Origin of the sequence: Bradyrhizobium sp. CCGB01 (genome assembly GCF_024199795.1) — a bacterium.
In the GTDB taxonomy this organism is placed as follows: Bacteria; Pseudomonadota; Alphaproteobacteria; order Rhizobiales; family Xanthobacteraceae; genus Bradyrhizobium.
This window is the reverse complement of the sequence record NZ_JANADK010000001.1, coordinates 4,946,551-4,966,406: the sequence shown is the minus strand read 5'-3', so window position 1 is coordinate 4,966,406 and position 19,856 is coordinate 4,946,551. Positions and strand designations below refer to the sequence as shown.

Genomic DNA, 19,856 nt, shown 5'->3' with positions numbered 1-19,856 from the left:
CCATCTACCGATGATTGCGGAAACTTGGTGGGCACGGCGCTACGCGCCTTTGCCCACCCTACGGCACCTGAAGGCGACGTAAGCGGCCTTACCTCGCAGCCCGCTTCTTCTTCGCATTCAGCGCCGACGCCACGCGGCTCACGGGCGGCTTGCCCAGCACGCCGCTCATCTCGTTCGTGGCGGCCAGCAGCCTTTCCATGTCGACGCCGGTCCTGACGCCCATGCCTTCGAGCATGTAGACGACATCCTCGGTCGCGACGTTTCCGGTCGCGCCCGGCGCATAGGGACAGCCGCCGAGACCGCCGGCGGCGGCGTCGACGACGCGGACGCCCTGCTCCAGGCCGGCATAGAGATTGGCGAGCGCCTGGCCGTAGGTGTCGTGGAAATGCATCGCCAGCCTGGCGGGCGGGATGTTGGCGCTGACCGCGCGCAACATCTCCTTCGCCTTGTCGGGCGTGCCGACGCCGATGGTGTCGCCGAGCGAGATCTCGTAGCAGCCGAGCTCCCACAGCGTGCTCGCGAGATCGGCAACCGCCTTCGGCTTGATCTCGCCGTCGAAGGGGCAACCGAGCACGCAGGAGATATAGCCACGCACGGGAATGCCATCGGCCTTGGCGCGCGTCAGCACCGGCTTGAACCGCTCGATCGACTCCGCGACCGTGCAATTGATGTTGGCCCGCGAAAACCCTTCCGAGGCCGCGGCGAACACCGAGACGACCTTCGCCCCCGCAGCGCGCGCGGCGTCATAGCCCTTCTCGTTCGGCACCAGCACGTGGAACTCGGCGTCCTTGATGTGGCTAACGCCGCGCAGCACGGCGTCCGAGCTCGCCATTTGCGGGATCGCCTTGGGGGAGACAAAGGCGCCGACCTCGACCGTATCGAGGCCGGCCGCGACCAGCGCCTCGATGAAGGCGACGCGGGCCTCGACGCTGACCGGTGTCTTCTCGTTCTGGAGGCCGTCGCGCGGCCCCATTTCGATGATACGGACGGGGTCGCTCATGTCATTCTCCGGAAGGCTCGACCACGGCGAGCTCGACGCCCTCCTGGACGATGTCGCCGACCTTGCACTTGATGGATTTCAGCACGCCGGCATAGGGCGCCCGCAGCGTCTGCTCCATCTTCATCACTTCCAGGGTGAGGATCGGCGCGCCCTTCTCAAGGGTGGCACCCTCCTCCGCCAGCACGGCGACGACCGTGCCGGGCAAGGGTGCAGCGATCTTGTCCTCGCCGGTCTGCTCCTCGCTCTCGCCGCCGAACGGATCGACCCAGTGCAGGTCGAAGCGGCCGTTGCGCGTGCGCAGGTACAGCTCATGGCCGGAGATCACCGCCGCGACCGCGGATTTGACGCCATCGAGCGTCAGGTCGAAGCCGCCATCCTTCGGCGCAATCGCGAACGCCAGCTCGCGGCCGCCGATCACCAGCGTCGACGGCCCGCTGCCATAGTTCAGCGTGATCTTCTGCTCCGACCCATGTCCGACGCGGAAGGCGAAGCTGCGCTGGCGGCGGCCGACCGGCTGCCAGCCAAAGGTCTGCCAGGGCGAATTCGCGCCCCCTTGCGCGGCTTGCCGCTCGTCATCGACGATGGCGGCCACCGCGGCACAGAGCTCGAGCTCGCCGGGCGCAGGCGCGGCCGAAGTCAGGACCGCCAGCTCGCGCTCGATGAAGCCGGTGTCGATCGCATTCGTCCGCACCTTCGGATGCGTCATCAGCGCCGACAGGAACGGAATGTTGGTGACGATGCCGCGAACGTCGGACTCCTCCAGCCCGCGGTTCAGCCGCTCGATGGCGACGTCGCGCGTCGGCGCCCATGCGATCATCTTGGCGAGCATGGCGTCGTAATACGGCGAGACGCTATCGCCCTCGCGATAGCCGGCATCGATGCGCAGGCCGCCGGTCTCCGCCGGTAGCCGCCAGGTCGAGATCTTGCCGACCGACGGCATGAAGTTCTTCGTGGGGTTCTCGGCATAGACGCGCGCCTCGACGGCATGGCCGTTGAGCTTGATCTCGTCCTGCCTCATCGGCAGCGCCTCGCCGAAGGCGACGCGCAGCTGCCATTCGACGAGGTCGATGCCGGTGATCAGCTCAGTCACGGGATGCTCGACCTGGAGGCGCGTGTTCATCTCGATGAAGAACACGTCCTTGCCGTCGGAGACGAACTCGATGGTGCCGGCGCCGACATAGTCCACCGCGCCCGCCGCCTTGCGCGCAGCGGCACAGACGGTCTCGCGCTGGCTGGCATTGAGCGTCGGCGACGGCGCTTCCTCGATCACCTTCTGGTGCCGGCGTTGCAGCGTGCACTCGCGCTCGAACAGCGACAGCAGATTGCCGTGGCTGTCGCCGATGATCTGCACCTCGATGTGACGGGGATTGTCGACATATTTCTCGATCAGCATGCGATCGTCGCCGAACGCGGCCTTGGCCTCGCGCTTGGCGCTGACGATCGCCGGCCCAAGCTCGGCAGCAGAGCGAACGATCCGCATGCCACGGCCGCCGCCCCCGGCGGACGCCTTCACCAGGATGGGGAAGCCGATCTTGTCGGCCGCCTTCGACAGCGTCGCCTCGTCCTGGGCCTCGCCGTGATAGCCCGGCACCAGCGGTACGCCGGCCTTCTCCATCAGCGCCTTGGAGCCGGATTTCGAGCCCATCGCGGTCATCATCCCGGCGGTCGGGCCTACGAAGACCAGACCCGCGTCGAGGCAGGCATGCGCAAACTCGGCATTCTCCGACAGGAAGCCGTACCCCGGGTGCACGGCTTCGGCGCCGGTCTTGCGGGCGGCCTCGATCAGCCGCTCGACATTGAGATAGCTGTCACGCGCCCGCGCCGGCCCGAGCAGCACGGCTTCATCCGCGAGCGCGACATGCATCGCGTCGCGGTCGGCCTCGGAATAGACCGCGACCGTGCGCAGGCCCATGGCGCGCGCGGTGCGGATGACGCGGCAGGCGATCTCGCCGCGGTTGGCGATGAGGAGCGTGCGAAAACGGCGGTAGAGCTTTGAGCGGTCCATCGCATCACATCCTGAACAGGCCGAATTTCGTCGGTTCGATCGGCGCATTCGACGCCGCCGAGAGGCCAAGCCCGAGCACGAGCCGGGTGTCGGCCGGGTCGATCACGCCGTCGTCCCACAGCCGCGCGGTTGCGTAATAGGGATGCCCCTGGCTCTCATATTGCGCGCGGATCGGGCTGCGGAAGGTCTCTTCCTCTTCCTTCGACCAGCTATCGCCCTTGGCCTCGATATTGTCGCGGCGGACCTGGCTCAGCACCATCGAGGCCTGCTCGCCGCCCATCACCGAGATGCGTGCGTTCGGCCACATCCAGAGGAAGCGCGGCGAGTAGGCGCGGCCGCACATGCCGTAATTGCCGGCGCCGTAGGAGCCGCCGATCACCACGGTGAATTTCGGCACCGAGGCGGTCGCGACCGCCGTCACCAGCTTGGCGCCGTCGCGCGCGATGCCGCCCGCCTCGTATTTCTTGCCGACCATGAAGCCGGTGATGTTCTGCAAAAACACCAGCGGAATGCCGCGCTGGCAGCACAGCTCGATGAAATGCGCGCCCTTGAGCGAGCTCTCGCTGAACAGAATGCCGTTGTTGGCGATGATGCCGACCGGATAGCCCCAGATGTGAGCGAAGCCGCACACCAGCGTCGTGCCATAGAGCTTCTTGAACTCGTCGAACTCGGAGCCGTCGACGACGCGCGCGATGATGTCGCGCACGTCGAACGGCTTGCGTCCGTCGACGGGCACGACGCCATAAATCTCCTCCGCCGCAAACAGGGGATCACGCGGCGGATGCATGTTGAGGTTCGGCCGCGCCGACGGCTTCAGCGTGCCGACGATGCGCCGGGCGATGCCGATCGCGTGGGCGTCGTTCTGGGCGTAGTGGTCGGTCACGCCGGACTGGCGCGAATGCACGTCGGCGCCGCCGAGCTCCTCCGCACTCACAACCTCGCCGGTCGCGGCCTTCACCAGCGGCGGGCCGCCGAGGAAGATGGTGCCTTGATTGCGCACGATGATGCTCTCGTCCGACATCGCGGGGACATAGGCGCCGCCGGCGGTGCAGGAGCCCATCACGATCGCGATCTGCGGGATGCCTTGCGACGACATCTGCGCCTGATTGTAGAAGATGCGGCCGAAATGCCGCTCGTCCGGAAAGATCTCGTCCTGGAGCGGCAGGAAGGCGCCGCCGGAATCCACCATGTAAACGCAGGGAAGGTTGTTCTGCCGCGCTACGTCCTGGGCGCGCAGATGCTTCTTCACCGTCATCGGATAGTAGGTGCCGCCCTTGATGGTGGCGTCGTTGGCGACGATCACGCATTCGCGGCCCGAGATGCGGCCCACACCGGTGACGACGCTCGCCGAATGCACGTCGCCGCCATAGAGGCCATAGGCCGCAAGCGGCGACAGCTCCATGAACGAGGTGCCGGGATCGATCAGCAGATCGACGCGCTCGCGTGCCAGCATCTTGCCGCGCGCGGTGTGGCGGCTGCGCGAGGCCTCGCCGCCGCCGCCGGCGACTTGGGCGAGCTTTTCGCGCAAATCCGCGACGAGGGTGCGCATGGCCTCGGAATTGCGCGCAAAGTCGGATGATGACGTATCGATGCTGGAATGGAGCGCCATGTTGATTCCAATCAGGTGAAGGTTTTACGCCGTCTCGGCCATCAGTTCGCGGCCGATCAGCATGCGCCGAACCTCCGAGGTGCCGGCGCCGATCTCGTAGAGCTTTGCATCGCGCCAGAGCCGTCCGACCGGAAATTCGGATGTATAACCGACGCCGCCGAGCGCCTGGATCGCCTCGCCGGCCATCCATGTCGCCTTCTCCGCGGAATAGAGGATCGAGGCAGCGGAATCCTTGCGCAGCGTGCGCGCGTGGTCGGCGCGGTCGCAGGCCCGCCCGACGGCATAAACATAGGCGCGCGTGGCCTGCCAGGTCGCATACATGTCGGCGAGCTTGCCCTGCATCAGCTGGAAATCGCCGATCGGCTGGCCGAATTGCTTGCGCTCGTGCATGTAGGGCACCACCGCGTCCATGCAGGCCGCCATGATGCCGAGCGGGCCGCCCGAGAGCACCGCGCGCTCATAGTCGAGGCCGGACATCAGCACCTTGACGCCCTCGCCGACCTTGCCGAGCACGTTCTCCTCGGGCACCTCGCATTCGTCGAAGAACAAGGGATAGGTGTTGGAGCCGCGCATGCCGAGCTTGTCGAGATGGTGGCCGTGGGTGAACCCCTTGAAACCTTTCTCGATCAGGAACGCGGTCATGCCGCGAGGTCCCGCTGCCGGATCGGTCTTGGCGTAGACCACCAGCACGTCGGCGTCGCCGCCATTGGTGATCCACATCTTGGAGCCATTGAGCACATAGCGGTCGCCGCGCTTGTCGGCGCGCAGCTTCATCGAGACGACGTCGGAGCCGGCGCCGGGCTCGGACATCGCCAGCGCGCCGACATGCTCGCCTGAGATCAGCTTCGGCAGATAGCGCTGGCGCTGCGCGTCGTTGCCGTTGCGGCGGATCTGGTTGACGCAGAGGTTGGAATGGGCGCCGTAGGACAGCCCGACGGCCGCCGAGCCGCGCGAAATCTCCTCCATGGCGACGATGTGGGCGAGATAGCCCATGTTGGAGCCGCCATATTGCTCCGGCGCGGTCATGCCGAGCAGGCCGAGGTCGCCAAAACGCTTCCAGAGGTCGGCCGGGAACAGATTGGCTTTCTCGATCTCGGCCGCGCGCGGGGCGATCTCCGCCTCCACGAAGGCGCGAAGCGTGTCGCGCAGCATGCTGATGTCTTCGCCCAGATCGAAATCGATGCTCGGGATGTTCACGGCGATTCCTCCGTATTTTGGGGACCGAACCTAGCGGGGTCCTGGCCCTCTTGCGGTCGAAAAGGTTGCATTTTCCGCCAAACTTGGCGAGGATTTTCCCAAAGGATTTCCGATGCCGTTCCAAGTCGCCACCGCGATCCCGCGCCGCGCAATGACCCCTGCCGCCTTCGTCCGCGGCGTAATTGCCGCTTACGAACGCTATGGCCGCGATCCGGCGGAGGCGCTGAGCCGGGGCCAGGTACCGCCAGACCTTGTCAATTCTCCGGATGGGCGGGTCACGGCCGCCCAGTTCGAGGCCCTGGCGGGCCACGCCATGCGCGAGCTCGACGACGAGGCGCTCGGCTGGTTCTCGCGCCGGCTGCCGTTCGGCACCTACGGCATGCTGTGCCGCGCCTCGATCACAGCCCCCACGCTCGAAGTCGCGCTAAAACGCTGGTGCCGGCATCACCGCCTGCTGACCGAGGACGTGCTGCTCGAGCTCGCGGTCGGCGAGGAGACCGCAATCGTCTCCATCCGGGAGCTGCGCGACCTCGGACCCTTGCGCGAATTCTGCCTGGTCACCCTGCTCCGCTACGTGCTCGGCTTTTCCTGCTGGGCGGTCGATTCCAGGATCGCGCTCCGCGCCGCGGAGTTTCCGTACCCCGAGCCGGACCACGTCTCGGTCTATCCGACCATCTTCAGTCGGAGCATCCGCTTCGACGCCAAGTGCGCATCGATCATCTTCGACAAGCACTATCTCTCGCTGCCGCTCACGCGCAGCGCGGCAGACCTCGACAACATGCTCAAGGGCGCGTTGCGGCTGACGGTGCTGCCCTATCGGCGCGACCGGCTGCTGGTCGAGCGCGTCCGCCGCGTGCTGCGCAACGCGCGCGGCCGTAGCCTCGGCGCCGAAGACGTCGCGAGCGAGCTGGCGCTCTCCACCCGCACCATGCATCGCCGCCTGCGCGAGGAAGCGACCTCGCTGCGCGACCTCAAGGAAGAAGCAAAGTTCGAGCTCGCCAAGCAGGAGCTGATGCGCGGACGCGCCCCGATCAAGCGGATCGCGGAGATCGCCGGCTTCCGCAACGAAAAGAGCTTTTCCCGTGCCTTCCGCACCTGGACCGGCGCCTCCCCGCGCGAATTTCGCGGCCGGTATCGCTGAGGCACACGCGCGCGCGCCGTCGCCCGATTGTCATAAAATAACGGCCCCCGAGATGAACCTCGGAGGCCGCAAAGTCTAGAAACGGGACTTCTATCGTTAGTTCGAGTTGGTCTGGCCGCCCGAGCGATGCTTGCCGCGCGACTGCGTCTGCTTCGGCTGGAACGCGAGCGCGTCGTTGCTGGTCTTCGCGCCGCCACTCTGCGAGCACATGCCGCCGATGCCGCCGGCCGCCTGACGGCAGGCTTCCATCGTCGGATAGCCGCAACCGTGCGCGGCCTGGGCGCCGTTGGTGATGCAGAAGTCGTCGGCCTTGGCAGCGGGCGCGGTCATCATGAGAAACGCAGAGGCGAACAGCGTCGCAGCGGAGGCGACGAACGTCTTCGAGGTCGAGGTCATGCTGTCTTTTCCTAGCTCAGGGTCCCACAAAAGAGTCCTCGGCATGGGACGCACGCCAAGGTTCACACCCCGGATGTAGGCCGGGCGCGCGAGCCGACAATCACGTTCCAGCGCATCGCAGGGCTTCCTAAATCACATGTCACAGTTAGGTGAGTTACTAAGCTATCAGTAGGCCGCTAGTTCGGTTTTTGTGAAATCGTCGCCGGGCCAACGGCCGGAGTGCGCGGCCCCCTATCCTGCTGCCGCCGCCATGCCTTCCTGCAACGGAAGCGGCACGTCCTTCGCGACACCCAGCACCGGGAAGCTGCGGACGTTCTTCACATCAGGCATGGCGGCGAAATGCAGGAGTTGCTGGCGCATGCTCTCGACATTGGGCGCGACGCATTTCAGCAGATAGTCGGTGTCGCCCGAAATCCGCCAGCACTGCTGGATGCGCGGGATCGCTGATATCGAGCTCTCGAACGCCTCCAGCACCGGCTGGGCCTGGCTGCCGAGCTGGATCGAGACGAACGACACCACCTCATAGCCGAGCAGCCGCTCGTCGATGACGGCGCGGACTGCCCGGATCACGCCGCGGCTGAACAGCGATTTCAGCCGCCGCAGGCAGTTTGGCGCGGAGACGCCGACGCGTAGCGCCAGCTCATTGTTGCGAACGCGCCCGTCCTGCTGCAGCTCGGATAGTATCTTCAGATCGATGCCGTCGAGCTGATCACGCCCCGCCATACCCCACCTCGCCATGGTCGCCTCATGCGAGGCAGCGAAGCATGCGGCGGAATCGGTGCCAAGAGGCGGAACTGGGGATCCGACCCGATCGTTTCGCGCGAGCACCGTCATTGATGCTCTCTTGAGTCAAACTGCCGCAGGACTCGCGTCCTGGCACAAACTGCATAACGGTAAGATGGAACTGATGCGATGATACAGCTCCAAATGAGGAGCAGTATCCGGACGATCCATCCACAATTGAAACGACGTCGCGAAAATTGCTCCCGTGTGAAATGAGGAAGCAAATGAAAACAGTATTGATGTCCGCTCTCCTGGTTTCCTCTATCTTCACCAGCTCGTCCGCAATGGCGCAGGATCAGCCGGTTCCTCCCCTGATCAAACAGATAAACAACGGGAATTGGCTGCCTCAGAAGGAAGCTGAGGACCTCCGCGACGAATTGTTCTATCAGCGCGCGATCCACGCCTACATGACGATGCAGCCGGCATTGAACGTGATCGGCATGCGCGACGGTTCAGAGGCCGCCTTCGGAAAGGGCTACAACGTCCTGCCGATCTGGAAAGACAGGATGGACTCGCGCGCGTGGGTGCCGACCCCCAATGCCGACGTCGTCTACTCCATGAACTATCTCGACCTCAAGGAGACCGGCCCGCTCGTGGTGGCTGCGCCTGCGAACGTGATCGGCATGTTCACCGATTTCTTCCAGCGGACCATCACGGATGTCGGTGCGATCGGTCCTGATCGTGCGCGCGGCGGGCTCTATCTGCTGCTGCCGCCTGGCTATGAGGGCGAGATTCCTCAAGGGTACTTCGCGTTCAAATCATCGACTTACAACGTCTTCCTGTTCTTCCGCACCGTGATGGCGAAGGGCGACAACGGACCTGACCCCAAGCCCGCTGTGGCGCTGGCGGAACAAACACGCATCTATCCCCTGTGGGCGATGGAAAAAGACGTCAAGCCGATGCAATTCCCCAATGGCAGCGGCAAGCGCGTCAACATGATGTACCCGGTCGACAATGCCTACTGGACGAAGCTCAAGGCGTTCGTCGACTACGAACCCGTCGCCGCCATCGATCCCGAGCTGCGCGGGGTGCTGGCATCGATCGGCATCATCAAAGGCCAGCCGTTCAATCCCGGCGCGAAGCAGCAGGAACTGCTGAAGAAGGCAGTCGAGACCGCGCCGAGGATGATCCTGGCCAATCGTCAGCTCGGCCGCCCGGACGGCCGTACGCGGTACTACAATGATCGCCAATACGAGAACACTTGGGCCGGCGGCACCGCGGAATGGCTTCAGGACGGCTATCTCGATGTGGATCAGCGTGCGTCGTACTTCCAATTTGCCTATTCCACGGCGTCCGCCATGGTCATGCGCACGCTTGGCGCGGGATCGAAATATCCGTTCACAGGGCGCGACTCCAAAGGTGAATTTCTGAACGGTGCGAACACCTACAAGCTGCATCTGCCGCCCAATCCACCGGCCGCCTTGTTCTGGGCCGTGACGGCCTACAACGTCACCGACGGAACGATGCCGGAGACACCGCAACTGCTGCCGTCGATCAACGGCTTCAACAAGGTCGCGACCAACAGCGACGGCTCGGTCGACATCTGGTTCGCGCCGCAAAAGCCGGCCAACGCGCCGGAGTCGAACTGGATTCAGACCGTCAGCGGACGGAATTTCCTGGCTGCGCTGCGCCTCTATGGCACCGGCGTCGAATTCTTCGATCAGACCTGGAAACCTGATGACGTCGTGAAGGTGAACTGAGACGAGATCGACGCGATCCAACTCAGCCATCGGACTGAAACTGGAGAATGCAATGAAACCAGCAACCATCACTGAACAAGGCACCACGCGGCGCGACGCAATGAAGGGCAGTATCGGCGCGGCAACTCTCGCCGCACTGGGCACCGGCCCGGCAGCCCCGGTCGCGATTGCGACCGCTTCGATCGCACTGACCGCTGACGCCGCTCAAGCTCAACGGGCCCTCGAGGCCACACTCGCCCCAACGGAGCCCGCGACGGGCATCGTGATGTTCCCGGATTATGCGAAGGCAATCGCGCAGATGGCCTATATCTGGGGTTGGCCGATGGTCAACATGACCAATCGCAGGGCGACAATCACGCAAGCGCCGCAGGCTGGTCTGTTGAACGGCGTCATACCGGTCGCGCCCCGCGGCCAGATCGGAATGCTCCACGATTACATCGAACCGTCGGAGACTTTCGTGACCTGTCCAAACCAGGATGTGGTCTACGGACTTGGTTTCTTCTCGCTCGATGAGGAGCCTGTGGTCGTTCAAGTCCCGGATTTTGGCGACCGCTTCTGGGTCTATGCTCTTTACGATGCGCGCACTGACCAGTTTGGCGAACTCGGTAAGCCCTACCATACAAAGCCCGGCTTCTACTTGTTGGTTGGGCCGAACTGGAAGGGCCTCAAGCCGTCCGGCATTACCGGGATCGTTCGCTGCTCCACCACGCTTGCCAACGCCATTCCGCGTGTATTCCAGGATGACACAGCAGAGGACAAGAAGGCGATCCAGGCAGTCGTCAATCAAGTTGTCGCTTATCCGCTGAAGGACTTCACCGGCAAGATGAAGACCGTCGAATGGAGTAAGCTCCCGAACATTCCCGGTCCGAAATCGGACGGCGAGGAGACGAAGTGGGTGGTCCCGGAAAAATTCTTCGATCAGTTCGGCGAGGTGCTCGACATCGTCGGCCCGCTCCCGGGCGAGGAAGCGATGTACGGGCAATTCCGCCTGCTGCTCGATGCCGCCAGCAAGGATCCGGAACTCAAGAAGGCATTGGTCGAGACCGCTGTCGAGACCGAGCAAAAGGTCATCAAGAGCTTCTTCCAGTGGAAGCACAACGGCCGCCCGGCCGGTAACGGCTGGAATCGCTCGACCAACAATGCGCAATTCGGCATCGACTACTTCAACCGCACCGGGACGGCAAAATCGAACATGTTCGACAACCGGCCGACTGAGACGCAGTATTTCTACACGGACAATGACGGCGCGAATGCCGAACTCAACGGCAGCAGCGCTTACGAGATAACGTTTCCGAAGGGAGAGGAGCCGCCGGTCAACGGCTTCTGGTCACTGACGCTCTATAACGACAAGCATCTCTTCCACGCCAACAACCTCAAACGCTACTCGCTCGGCACCAAGAACAAGAACCTCAAGCGCAACGCCGATGGCTCTCTGACGCTCTATGCCGGCGCCAGATCACCGGGCGGTGACAAGGAGACGAACTGGCTGCCGGCGCCGGACGGACACTTCTCGCTCTACATCCGTGCCTATTGGGGCAAGGAAGGCATTTTGACCGAATCCTGGAAGCCGCCGGTCATTCGAAAAGTTGCCTGAGAAGGTTCTGGCGAATGTCCATCGTCGCCGCCGACGAGGCAGCGCCCCGCCGAAGCGGCTTCGGCCGCGCAGGCGGGACAAGCCCGGGCATGACGAGGCCTAAACGGGCGTAGCGCCCCTCAATGCGTCCAGGGCTCGCCGCGCCGGAACGAGAAATTGTCGGCATAGGCAGCCGGCCGGCGGATCGAATCCTGGGGCTCGATCACCTGGTAGGCGATGCCCTTGCGCTCGCAATAGGCGACGGCCTCTTCCTTGGAGTGGAAACGCAGCGTGATCTGCTGCTTCATGTCTCCGGACGAGGTCCAGCCCATCAGCGGCTCGACCGAACGGGGCTGTTCCGGCTCGTAGTCGAGCTGCCATTCCTTGGTCTTGGACCGGCCGGATTGCATCGCGTTCTTGGCGGGCTTGAAAATGCGTGCGGTCATGGTCGGTCCGGGCCTCTGTGCGTCTTTTCGGTCGAATTCGATGCGTCACGGTAGCAGTTGGTGGAAACCGTGGGCATAGTATAGAGACACCTTTCGGGAACTGTTCGGTGATTCCGGTCCCTGGGTGCCTCGCCGACGGGTATAGTCATTATGCTGCACCGTGACAATTGCGTACCCGCCTGCCGCCCCGGGATGCCGCCCGGCGGCGCTGCATCGCCGACGCCTGCCTGTCTGTCCCTTTCGAAAGCTCCCGTCGCATGGCCTTCCTGAACGTCAGCGCAACGCTCCCCGAGAAAGGCCGCGACCTCAGGCTCGACCTGTTTCGCGGCGTCGCCAACTGGGCGATCTTCCTCGACCACATCCCCGACAACGTCGTGAACTGGATCACGACGCGCAATTACGGCTTCTCCGACGCCGCCGATCTGTTCGTCTTCATCTCCGGCTACACTGCCTCCTTCGTCTACGCGCGTATGATGCTGGAGCGCGGCTTCATCGTCGGCGCCACCCGCCTCACCAAGCGGGTCTGGCAGCTCTATGTCGCCCACATCATCCTGTTCGTGATCTATATCGCCTCGATCAGCTACCTGGCGCTGCGCTTCGGCGATTCCGAGATGATCAACGAGTTCAACGTCGCCGGCCTTGTCGACAACGCCACCGAGACGCTGCGCCAGGGCCTGTTCCTGCGCTTCAAGCCGCTCAATCTGGACGTGCTGCCGCTCTACATCGTGCTGATGGGCCTGTTTCCGCCGATCCTGTGGTTCATGCTGCGCAAGCCCGACCTGACGATGGTGCTCTCGATCGTGCTGTGGCTGGCCGCGCGCCACTTCGGCTGGAATCTGACCGCCTATCCGGCTGGCCAGTGGTACTTCAACCCCTATTGCTGGCAGGTGCTGTTCGTGTTCGGCGCCTGGTGTGCGATGGGCGGGGCACGGCGCTCCGGCGCCCTGATCAACTCGCCGATCACGCTGTGGCTCTGCCTCGGCTATCTCGCCTTCGCGCTGATCATGACCATGGCCGGCCGCTTCCCCACCTTCGGTGGCATGTTCCCGCAGTGGCTGTTCTCGGCCTTCAACCCCAATGACAAGACCAACCTTGCGCCCTACCGCTTCCTCCACTTCGTCGTGATCGTGATCCTGGTGATCCGCTTCGTACCGAAGGAATGGCCGGGCCTGGAGTGGAAGGTGTTCGATCCGCTGATCGTGTGCGGCCAGCAGTCGCTCGCCGTATTTTGCGTCGGCGTGTTCCTGTCCTTCGTCGGCCATTTCGAGCTGTCGATGAGCTCGGGTTCGGTGTTCGCGCAACTCTTCGTCAGCATCGCCGGCATCGCGATCATGACGACGGTGGCCTATTACATCTCTTGGTCGAAGAAGCAGGACAAGCCGCTGAAGCCGCCGCCGGCCAAGCCCGCGGTCGCCCCGCCTGCAAAGGCCGCCTGATCCCGGCGGGGGCTCAGGCCGCTTCGCTGTCGTATTCGGTGAACTTCTTGTAGATCCAGTCGCGGCCGTCGTGGCGGCGCCAGACCTTTCCATAGACCAGCTGCCCGTTGATCGAGCGGCGCGGCACGATCACGGTCCAGAGGTGCCAGATCTCGGTCCAGCTCGACTGCGGATGGACGGTTCGGACGTTGCGATCGAAAGACATGACGCAAAACTCACAAAATATGAGCGCCGCGACGAACTGTGATCCTGTGTGAGTACCTCTTGCAGGTAGCCCATCGCGAGCCTTGCCGACCTGATAGCAGCCTCGAATGGGGCCGCAACAACCTCTCGCCCTTAACCTAACCGATCAACCTTACTTGTCGTCCACAGGTGCGCAGACACCGGTTGAAAGCAGGCGTCGATTTTTCTAGAATGCATGCGCGCTTTGAGAATGAACGCGCCGTTTGGGCGCTCCGTAATTTTGAACTGATCTCCAATTTTCAAAACAATTGACTGGCCGGGGTCGACCACAATGAATTTGCAATGTGCATGTTTGCGCCTGGCGCTGCGCTCGACGCCGGCTGCTCCGCGCGTCAAGACGTCCGCTCAAGAACCGCCGAAGGCCGCCAACGACAATCAGCTGGTCTGGCCGTTCCTGCCGTTTCCGCTCGGCTGGTGCGCGACGAACTGATCGCTCGGAAAAGCGCGACGCCGCGCAAGCGGAATATCATCGCTTGGCGGCGTCCGTTTAGGTATTGGGCGCTGAAATCCCCCAACACTCTTATGTCTATGGCGACAGCCAAAGGTTCGATGCAAATTTGTGAATTCTGCGCCGGACCGGCCGGCGCAATGCCTTGAAAGATCGCCCAGAAGTCGCGCTGGGTGAAGAACAAGCGCCAGGGGTTAGGCAAGGGTTAGGCAAGCGTTCGGGCAAGGCTTCAAGCAAGGCCTTCCGCATGGTTCGCACGCGCTTCAGGACGCGATGGCCGCATGCCCCGCGCCCGGCGATCGCGCCGCTCAGATGCTCGACGTGCTCTGCGCATTGGCGCTGAGCGTGCCCTGCGCGTTGTAGGTCTGGCCCGCCTGGTTGCCCTGGCCGGCTTGCGGGCTGGTCGAGGTCTGGACCTCGGTTGTGCCGTCGGAATAGGTGATCGTCGTGGTGGTGATGCCGCCAACGGTGGTCGAGACCTCGCTGACGATGGTCTTGGCCGAGCTGCCGCCACCGCCCGATCCGGAACTGCCGCCCGCGGATTGCGAGGACGACGTCGAGGACGCGGCGGACGTCGCCGACGTGGCGGATGTCGATGAGGCTGCGGAGGATGACGCCGCCGTGGTCGACTGGAAGGTCGAGGCCGTCGCGCCGGATGAAGCAATCGCACTGATCGACATGAGGTCCTCGCTCAAGGGAAGCCGCGGGCGCTTTGCCGATGGCGCGCCCTGCCCGCTCCTTCAACGCAAGGGGCACGCGAAGCAGGCGCCGGCGCTGCGAAAAATCGTCGCTGCGGCGCGCAGTTCCCGCTCCTGCGGTCGCAACCAATCACCGCGCCACGAGTTGCATGTTCTTCCCATCTGTCCGGGGAAGCCGCGTGGCTGCGATGGACGCGCCGCGTCATGTACGGACAGTCATCTCGTCTCACGACCGTGTGAGCTGGAGCGCGGCCGGTGAATTTTCACGAGCGAGCGGAGACCAATGAACAGCAGGCCGTCAGGCAAGGGGATGCCGTGAGTCAAATCGATACGACCGAGAAACTCTCGCCGACGCCGGAGACCGAAAATTCGCTGTTCGCGCTATGCGGGCTCGGCATCGCCGGGATCGCAATGCTGGGCTGGATCGGCGCCCTCGCCTGGATCGCCTGGCGCCTCGCCAATTGGCTGCTGTTCTGAACCTGCGCCGCCGGCCGCAGTCGTCGCCAACGAATCAGAAGTGATAGTTCACGCCGACGGTCCCGGCGTGAATCGTGTCCTTGAGGTTGGAGACGGTGACGCTGTTGACCGGACTGGTCAGCAGGATGGGGCCCTTCGTGCCGAAGTCGTGGTAATTGTATTCGACATTGGCCGACCAGTGCTGCGCGAACGCCCATTCCACGCCCGCGCCTGCTGTCCAGCCGGTCCGCGTGACGGTTGCGCCGGGATCGGTCAGGACGCCGGCGACTGGAGCGATGAACGCATCGTCGATCTTCTCGCGGGTCCAGGCGGTGCCGCCCCGCACATAGAGCAGCCAGCGTTCGGCATAGACGTAGCCGAGCCGTGCGGTGGCCGAAGCGAGGAAATCGTTCTCGAGACCGAACTGCGACGGCACGATGAGGTTGCCGAGCGCGGGAAATCTGACACTGCCGGCATGATGGTTCGAAAGGCTCGACCACGCAGCGCGGCCTTCTGCGCCGACGAGCCAGTTCGGCGCGAACTGATAGTTGCAGCCGATCTGTCCGCCACCGACAAAACCGGACGAGCTGAAATCAACCGTCGTTCCGATGCTGCTGATGGTGCGATCGTCGCTGACGACGCCGCCGAGGTGACCGCCGACATAGCAGCCGGTCCAGGTGAACGAGACGGGAGCCACGGGAGCGGCCTTCAGCGCGAGATCAGCGGCCGACGCCGTCGTGACGGACAGGGCGAGAACCGCCGCGCCGCAGAGATACTTCAACATGTCCCGAGCTTCCCCATTCGCCAACCCTTGAGCGGGGATCAGTACCACGCGAACCTGACGCAGAGGTTGCATCCGGCAATATTTCGCGGGATCGCGCTGCCGGCCCGACCGTCGGCGGGCGGCGGAACGGGATTCGCGCGTCGGACTATCAAGAGAATTGAAGGAGCTTCAACCTCGGGACTGGTCGGGGCAGCTGGATTCGAACCAACGACCTGCAGTACCCAAAACTGCCGCGCTACCAGGCTGCGCTATACCCCGAATGTCCAGCGAGCCCCGTCGATACACGCTTCCCAAAGCGCCAGCAAGCTTTCAGTCCGGCGGCGATAACCCCGCCAAACCGCGCTATTTGGTGCCGAATAGCGGGTGGCCGACGCGGTCGCCGGGGCGGATGCCGTATTTCTGCGCCGTTCCCGCCACCACCTCCAGGACCGCCCGCGCGGGGCCCCGGGAGGAGATGATCTTGGTCGACATCGGCTCGGTGTTTTCGGCGATGCGCAGGATGCGGCCGTCGGCGCGGATGAAGATCATGTCGAGCGAGACGTAGGTGTTCTTCATCCACATCGACACTTCCTGCTCGGGCTTGAAGTCGAACAGCATGCCTTTGCCGTCAGCCAGTTCCTTGCGGTACATCAGCCCGGTCTGCTTCTCCTCCTCGGTCGTCGCCATTTCCACCGAGAACACCTGCACGCCGTTCTTGGTGACGATCTCGAGCGGCTCGAAGCTGGCGGCGCCGGCGGGCGCGCTCGCGACGGCACAGCCGACGACGAGGATGGCGGCCAGCCAGCCCCTCGCAATGGACCAGACGGCCTTTCGATCAAAATTCATGGGACGGTACTCGAGGGCGTGGGGACTGGAGCAGTCCTTACGCGGCGACCGTGACAAAAGCCAGAGGCGCGCGGGCTGGCCTGCGCGCCTCTCGTCACGATTGCGGGATTTGGCGATCGGCGCCGCCGCTTGTGCGACCGCAAGCTTTCTAGTGAGAAGAAAGCCGTCTAGTGCGAAGAAAGCCTTCTAATGGGAAGAAAGCCCTGGCGATCCCGTCTCGGGATGGATCTCGGCCGCCATCATGCCCTTGGAGCCGGGCCCGAAGCGGACCAGCACATATTGGCCGGGCCGGAGTTCGGTCATGCCGAAGCGGCGCAGCGTCTCCATGTGGACGAAGATGTCGGGCGTGCCCTCGCCGCAGGTCAGGAAGCCGAAGCCGCGCAGGCGGTTGAACCATTTGACCTGGGCCCGCTCCAGCCCGCTGGTCGCGGTCACGGTGACATGGGTGCGCGGCGGCAGCATCTGCGCCGGATGGATCGCGGTCGACTCGTCCATCGAGACCACGCGGAAGGCCTGGTAGCCCTTGGCGCGCTGGATGCACTCGACGACGATGCGGGCGCCCTCATAGGCGGTCTGGAAGCCGTCGCGCCTGAGCACGGTGACGTGCAGGAGCACGTCCGGCCAGCCATTGTCGGGAACGATGAAGCCGTAGCCCTTTGAGGCGTCGAACCATTTGATGACGCCGTGAACCTCGACAAGGTTCGCACTGCCCTCACCTAGACCGGTGAAGGGACTGAGCCCGCTGTCGCGACCGGCACCGCCGTGCTCGCCTGCCGCTGGAACTCCGACCTTCTTGGACTCAAATCCGTCCGACGACCCCATAACCCCGGACCCCACACTGCCCATTGCAACCCGCCTCAGCGGCGGCGTCGAATCACGCGTCTTAAGAGAATATTCTCAATTCGACGCGATGCGAATCTTTCGACTCAAAAGATAACACTCCCGGTTGCGAGGCATAGATAAAAAAGAGATTCGCCGGAACCTATGAACAGCTTGCACAGCCGCGAATCAAATTGATGCCTCAATTTGCGACAAAGGGCCCGAGAGTCTCGCCGATGTCGTGGCGGATCACGAGGTCGGCGATGTCGTCCTGATCGGTCGGCTCGCGATTGATGATCACCAGACGTGCACCGGCGTTCTTCGCCATCATCGGAAAGCCCGCCGCCGGCCACACCACGAGCGAGGAACCGATCGCGATGAAGAGGTCGCAGGCTTGCGACAGCGCGCTCGCGCGCTGCATTTCGTCCTCGGGCATCATCTGGCCGAACGAGATCGTCGCGGTCTTCACCGGCTCGTCGCACGCGGTGCAGTTGGGCGCGGCGCCGTCTTCGTCGAAACGGCGCTTCACCCAGTCGAGCTGATAGACCTGCCCGCATCCGATGCAGCGCGCATAAGTCGTATTGCCGTGAAGCTCGATCACGTGCTCGGCGGCGAAGCCCGAGGCCTGGTGCAGATTGTCGATGTTCTGGGTGATGATCGCGGGGATCTTGCCGGCGCGGTAGAGTGAGGCCAGCGCGCGGTGACCGCGGCCGGGCTTTGCCGCGGCGAACACCTCCTCCATCGCAAAGCGGCGGCGCCAGGATTCGTCACGCGCCTCCTGGCTCGCGACGAAGTCGCCGAACTCGATCGGACGGTAGCGCGTCCAGATTCCTCCCGGCGAGCGGAAGTCGGGAATGCCGCATTCGGTGGAGATGCCGGCGCCGGTGAACGGCACGATGGTCTTCGCCTCCGCGATCATGTCGCCGAGTCGCTCAACGCCGCTGCGAAGATCCGATGCAATCAATCGCGGCCTCCCGATCTGGCTTTGCGCTAGCTGCACCACGCGCAAGCGACAAGATTGTTGACGCTCTTATCCACCGCCGCGCAAGAACCGCGCAAGCTGTGGTCGGCAATTTTTTCCGACCGTCGCTTATCACAATGCTGCAATGCCCCCTCCCCATTGACGCCTCAATCAGAAGCGCCAATGCATGTGTTGACGCGACTCAAGGTGATTGCGGCGGCAGTGCTTGGGTTCAGTAGTGCACATACTGACGTGTGGAGAGGATTTGACAATGACCGAAGACGAACAACGCAAAATCCGCGAACGCGAAGAGATTGCCGCCCGTGTCGCCGCATTCCGTGCCACTCAGGAAAAATTCAAGCGCGAGCGCGAAGAGTATTTCGTTTCGACGCTCGACAATGCGCGCAAGGTGGAACGGCCCTCGCTCTGGCCCTAAGACATTTCCGATCGCCACGCATGAAAAAAGCCCGGGGCATCGCTCCGGGCTTTTCGCTTATTCAGCGGTTACCAGTGACGGTAATAGTGCCGGCGGTAATACGGGCCGCCACCGTAATAGGCGTAAGGGCGAGGACCGTAATAGTAGCCGGGGCCGTCATAATAGCCGTAGCCCGGGCCATAGCCGTACGGACGGGACGCTGCGACCGCGCCTGCGGTGATCGCGCCGGCGGCCAGGCCGAACGCGAGGCCGGGGCCAACGCCGCGGTAGTGCGCCTCGGCGGGCGCAGGTACCGCGACCGCCGTCACGCCGACGGCTGCGACGGTGGCGAGAACTGCCAGTGTCTTCTTCATGCTCTTCTCCTTCCGCATTGCCTCGGGACAACGCGAGCGGACTGCGATGGTTGCGCGCAGCCGCGGAACCCGGGCTGGGAAAAAATGTCGGGAGGGAGGGAACGAAACCGCGCTCCGAAGATTTTATCCTGCAAGTGCGGAAGCCTCCGCTATCCGGTAGAGGTGACAGCACGAAGACCCCGTCAGCATCCTCCGCGGTGCTGGCGGGGTTCTTCATTTCAGGGAGTGGACAGGGCAGCAGACAGCGATGGCTGCCATCGGGACGGATGCCGGGGAGGAAACATTGCCGCTATCCGCTTTGCTGCCCGTATCCGCAGGCTGGTTCCCGGCGCCCCTCCTCTCCGCTCTGAGCGCGTTTGTCTCGGCGGGCGGGGAACAAGGATTACCCGCGCACGTTGAGTCACCTCACACGCAGAAGGGACCCGACATGCCCGCGTGGCTCGAAATTCTGCTCAATTTGTCCGGTTATGCCGGCTTCGTCGCGCTCGCGACCCGCGGCGGCGGGTCCGGCGACCATTCAGCCGACGATTCCCGTCTGCAAAGATGA

The 19,856-nt window shown here is 63.8% G+C and carries 22 protein-coding genes and 1 tRNA gene; 8 read left to right on the top strand and 15 right to left on the bottom strand.

Annotated features, from left to right (window positions below):
* Positions 1–88: 88 nt before the first annotated feature.
* The 4 genes from NLM25_RS22915 to NLM25_RS22900 are packed head-to-tail and all read right to left on the bottom strand — an operon-like array spanning position 89 to position 5,811.
* Positions 89–1,000 (bottom strand): hydroxymethylglutaryl-CoA lyase, encoded by a 912-nt coding sequence (locus NLM25_RS22915; protein ID WP_254138487.1) that lies wholly within the window; start codon positions 998–1,000, stop codon positions 89–91.
* A 1-nt stretch (position 1,001) separates the two neighbouring features.
* A complete protein-coding gene (locus NLM25_RS22910; RefSeq protein ID WP_254138486.1) occupies positions 1,002–3,005 on the bottom strand; it encodes an acetyl/propionyl/methylcrotonyl-CoA carboxylase subunit alpha in 2,004 nt (667 codons plus the stop codon).
* A gap of 4 nt (positions 3,006–3,009) precedes the next feature.
* Positions 3,010–4,614: a carboxyl transferase domain-containing protein gene (locus tag NLM25_RS22905; protein ID WP_254138485.1), complete on the bottom strand. Its 1,605-nt coding sequence runs from the start codon at positions 4,612–4,614 to the stop codon at positions 3,010–3,012.
* Positions 4,615–4,638: 24 nt separating this feature from the next.
* Positions 4,639–5,811, bottom strand: coding sequence for an acyl-CoA dehydrogenase family protein (locus tag NLM25_RS22900; protein ID WP_254138484.1), 1,173 nt, complete (start codon positions 5,809–5,811; stop codon positions 4,639–4,641).
* A gap of 112 nt (positions 5,812–5,923) precedes the next feature.
* On the opposite strand from NLM25_RS22900, the gene NLM25_RS22895 reads away from it, so the two are divergent.
* Positions 5,924–6,952, top strand: coding sequence for an AraC family transcriptional regulator (locus tag NLM25_RS22895; RefSeq protein ID WP_254138483.1), 1,029 nt, complete (start codon positions 5,924–5,926; stop codon positions 6,950–6,952).
* A 96-nt stretch (positions 6,953–7,048) separates the two neighbouring features.
* On the opposite strand, the gene NLM25_RS22890 is transcribed toward NLM25_RS22895, so the two are convergent.
* Together NLM25_RS22890 and NLM25_RS22885 are read right to left on the bottom strand one after the other, a co-directional pair.
* A complete protein-coding gene (locus NLM25_RS22890; protein WP_254119254.1) occupies positions 7,049–7,348 on the bottom strand; it encodes a DUF3551 domain-containing protein in 300 nt (99 codons plus the stop codon).
* A gap of 231 nt (positions 7,349–7,579) precedes the next feature.
* The gene (locus NLM25_RS22885) at positions 7,580–8,071 is read right to left on the bottom strand and encodes an Lrp/AsnC family transcriptional regulator (RefSeq protein ID WP_254124313.1); all 492 of its coding nucleotides are present in this window, start codon (positions 8,069–8,071) and stop codon (positions 7,580–7,582) included.
* 284 nt (positions 8,072–8,355) lie between these two features.
* Here NLM25_RS22885 and NLM25_RS22880 point away from each other — a divergent pair, with 284 nt between their 5' ends.
* Both NLM25_RS22880 and NLM25_RS22875 read left to right on the top strand, forming a co-directional pair.
* A complete protein-coding gene (locus tag NLM25_RS22880) occupies positions 8,356–9,831 on the top strand; it encodes a DUF1254 domain-containing protein (RefSeq protein WP_375167841.1) in 1,476 nt (491 codons plus the stop codon).
* Positions 9,832–9,883: 52 nt separating this feature from the next.
* Positions 9,884–11,425, top strand: coding sequence for a DUF1254 domain-containing protein (locus tag NLM25_RS22875; protein ID WP_254138481.1), 1,542 nt, complete (start codon positions 9,884–9,886; stop codon positions 11,423–11,425).
* Between the two features lie 119 nt (positions 11,426–11,544).
* Here NLM25_RS22875 and NLM25_RS22870 read toward each other — a convergent pair whose 3' ends face one another.
* Entirely contained in the window at positions 11,545–11,850 is a 306-nt protein-coding gene (locus NLM25_RS22870) for an ETC complex I subunit (RefSeq protein WP_254119249.1), read from the bottom strand.
* 257 nt (positions 11,851–12,107) lie between these two features.
* Between NLM25_RS22870 and NLM25_RS22865 the strand changes: the two genes are divergently transcribed.
* The gene (locus tag NLM25_RS22865; RefSeq protein WP_254138480.1) at positions 12,108–13,286 is read left to right on the top strand and encodes an OpgC domain-containing protein; all 1,179 of its coding nucleotides are present in this window, start codon (positions 12,108–12,110) and stop codon (positions 13,284–13,286) included.
* Between the two features lie 13 nt (positions 13,287–13,299).
* On the opposite strand, the gene NLM25_RS22860 is transcribed toward NLM25_RS22865, so the two are convergent.
* Positions 13,300–13,491 carry a hypothetical protein gene (locus tag NLM25_RS22860; protein WP_028150987.1) on the bottom strand — a complete coding sequence of 64 codons (192 nt, stop codon included), beginning with the start codon at positions 13,489–13,491 and terminating at the stop codon, positions 13,300–13,302.
* Between the two features lie 309 nt (positions 13,492–13,800).
* On the opposite strand from NLM25_RS22860, the gene NLM25_RS22855 reads away from it, so the two are divergent.
* Complete coding sequence (locus NLM25_RS22855; protein ID WP_254138479.1) at positions 13,801–13,959, top strand: hypothetical protein; 159 nt, start codon at positions 13,801–13,803, stop codon at positions 13,957–13,959.
* A gap of 326 nt (positions 13,960–14,285) precedes the next feature.
* Here the strand turns inward: NLM25_RS22855 and NLM25_RS22850 are convergent, their stop codons facing one another.
* On the bottom strand, positions 14,286–14,657 hold the full coding sequence (locus NLM25_RS22850) for a hypothetical protein (protein WP_254138478.1): 372 nt from the start codon (positions 14,655–14,657) through the stop codon (positions 14,286–14,288).
* Between the two features lie 333 nt (positions 14,658–14,990).
* Here NLM25_RS22850 and NLM25_RS22845 point away from each other — a divergent pair, with 333 nt between their 5' ends.
* A complete protein-coding gene (locus NLM25_RS22845) occupies positions 14,991–15,152 on the top strand; it encodes an RNA-binding protein (protein WP_254138477.1) in 162 nt (53 codons plus the stop codon).
* A gap of 34 nt (positions 15,153–15,186) precedes the next feature.
* Here NLM25_RS22845 and NLM25_RS22840 read toward each other — a convergent pair whose 3' ends face one another.
* The 5 genes from NLM25_RS22840 to NLM25_RS22820 all read right to left on the bottom strand — a co-directional run bounded on the left by NLM25_RS22840 (position 15,187) and on the right by NLM25_RS22820 (position 18,523).
* A complete protein-coding gene (locus NLM25_RS22840) occupies positions 15,187–15,915 on the bottom strand; it encodes an outer membrane protein (protein ID WP_254138476.1) in 729 nt (242 codons plus the stop codon).
* Between the two features lie 181 nt (positions 15,916–16,096).
* Positions 16,097–16,173 (bottom strand) — tRNA-Pro (locus NLM25_RS22835).
* Between the two features lie 84 nt (positions 16,174–16,257).
* Positions 16,258–16,740, bottom strand: a complete 483-nt coding sequence (locus NLM25_RS22830; protein ID WP_254119239.1) for a DUF192 domain-containing protein — start codon at positions 16,738–16,740, stop codon at positions 16,258–16,260.
* A gap of 186 nt (positions 16,741–16,926) precedes the next feature.
* Complete coding sequence (locus tag NLM25_RS22825) at positions 16,927–17,562, bottom strand: cold-shock protein (RefSeq protein ID WP_254119237.1); 636 nt, start codon at positions 17,560–17,562, stop codon at positions 16,927–16,929.
* 199 nt (positions 17,563–17,761) lie between these two features.
* Positions 17,762–18,523, bottom strand: coding sequence for an NAD-dependent protein deacetylase (locus NLM25_RS22820; protein ID WP_254138475.1), 762 nt, complete (start codon positions 18,521–18,523; stop codon positions 17,762–17,764).
* Between the two features lie 268 nt (positions 18,524–18,791).
* Between NLM25_RS22820 and NLM25_RS22815 the strand changes: the two genes are divergently transcribed.
* Positions 18,792–18,956 carry a hypothetical protein gene (locus NLM25_RS22815; protein WP_015686271.1) on the top strand — a complete coding sequence of 55 codons (165 nt, stop codon included), beginning with the start codon at positions 18,792–18,794 and terminating at the stop codon, positions 18,954–18,956.
* A gap of 68 nt (positions 18,957–19,024) precedes the next feature.
* Here the strand turns inward: NLM25_RS22815 and NLM25_RS22810 are convergent, their stop codons facing one another.
* On the bottom strand, positions 19,025–19,309 hold the full coding sequence (locus tag NLM25_RS22810; RefSeq protein ID WP_254119234.1) for a hypothetical protein: 285 nt from the start codon (positions 19,307–19,309) through the stop codon (positions 19,025–19,027).
* A gap of 247 nt (positions 19,310–19,556) precedes the next feature.
* Here NLM25_RS22810 and NLM25_RS22805 point away from each other — a divergent pair, with 247 nt between their 5' ends.
* Positions 19,557–19,856 (top strand): hypothetical protein, encoded by a 300-nt coding sequence (locus tag NLM25_RS22805; RefSeq protein ID WP_254138474.1) that lies wholly within the window; start codon positions 19,557–19,559, stop codon positions 19,854–19,856.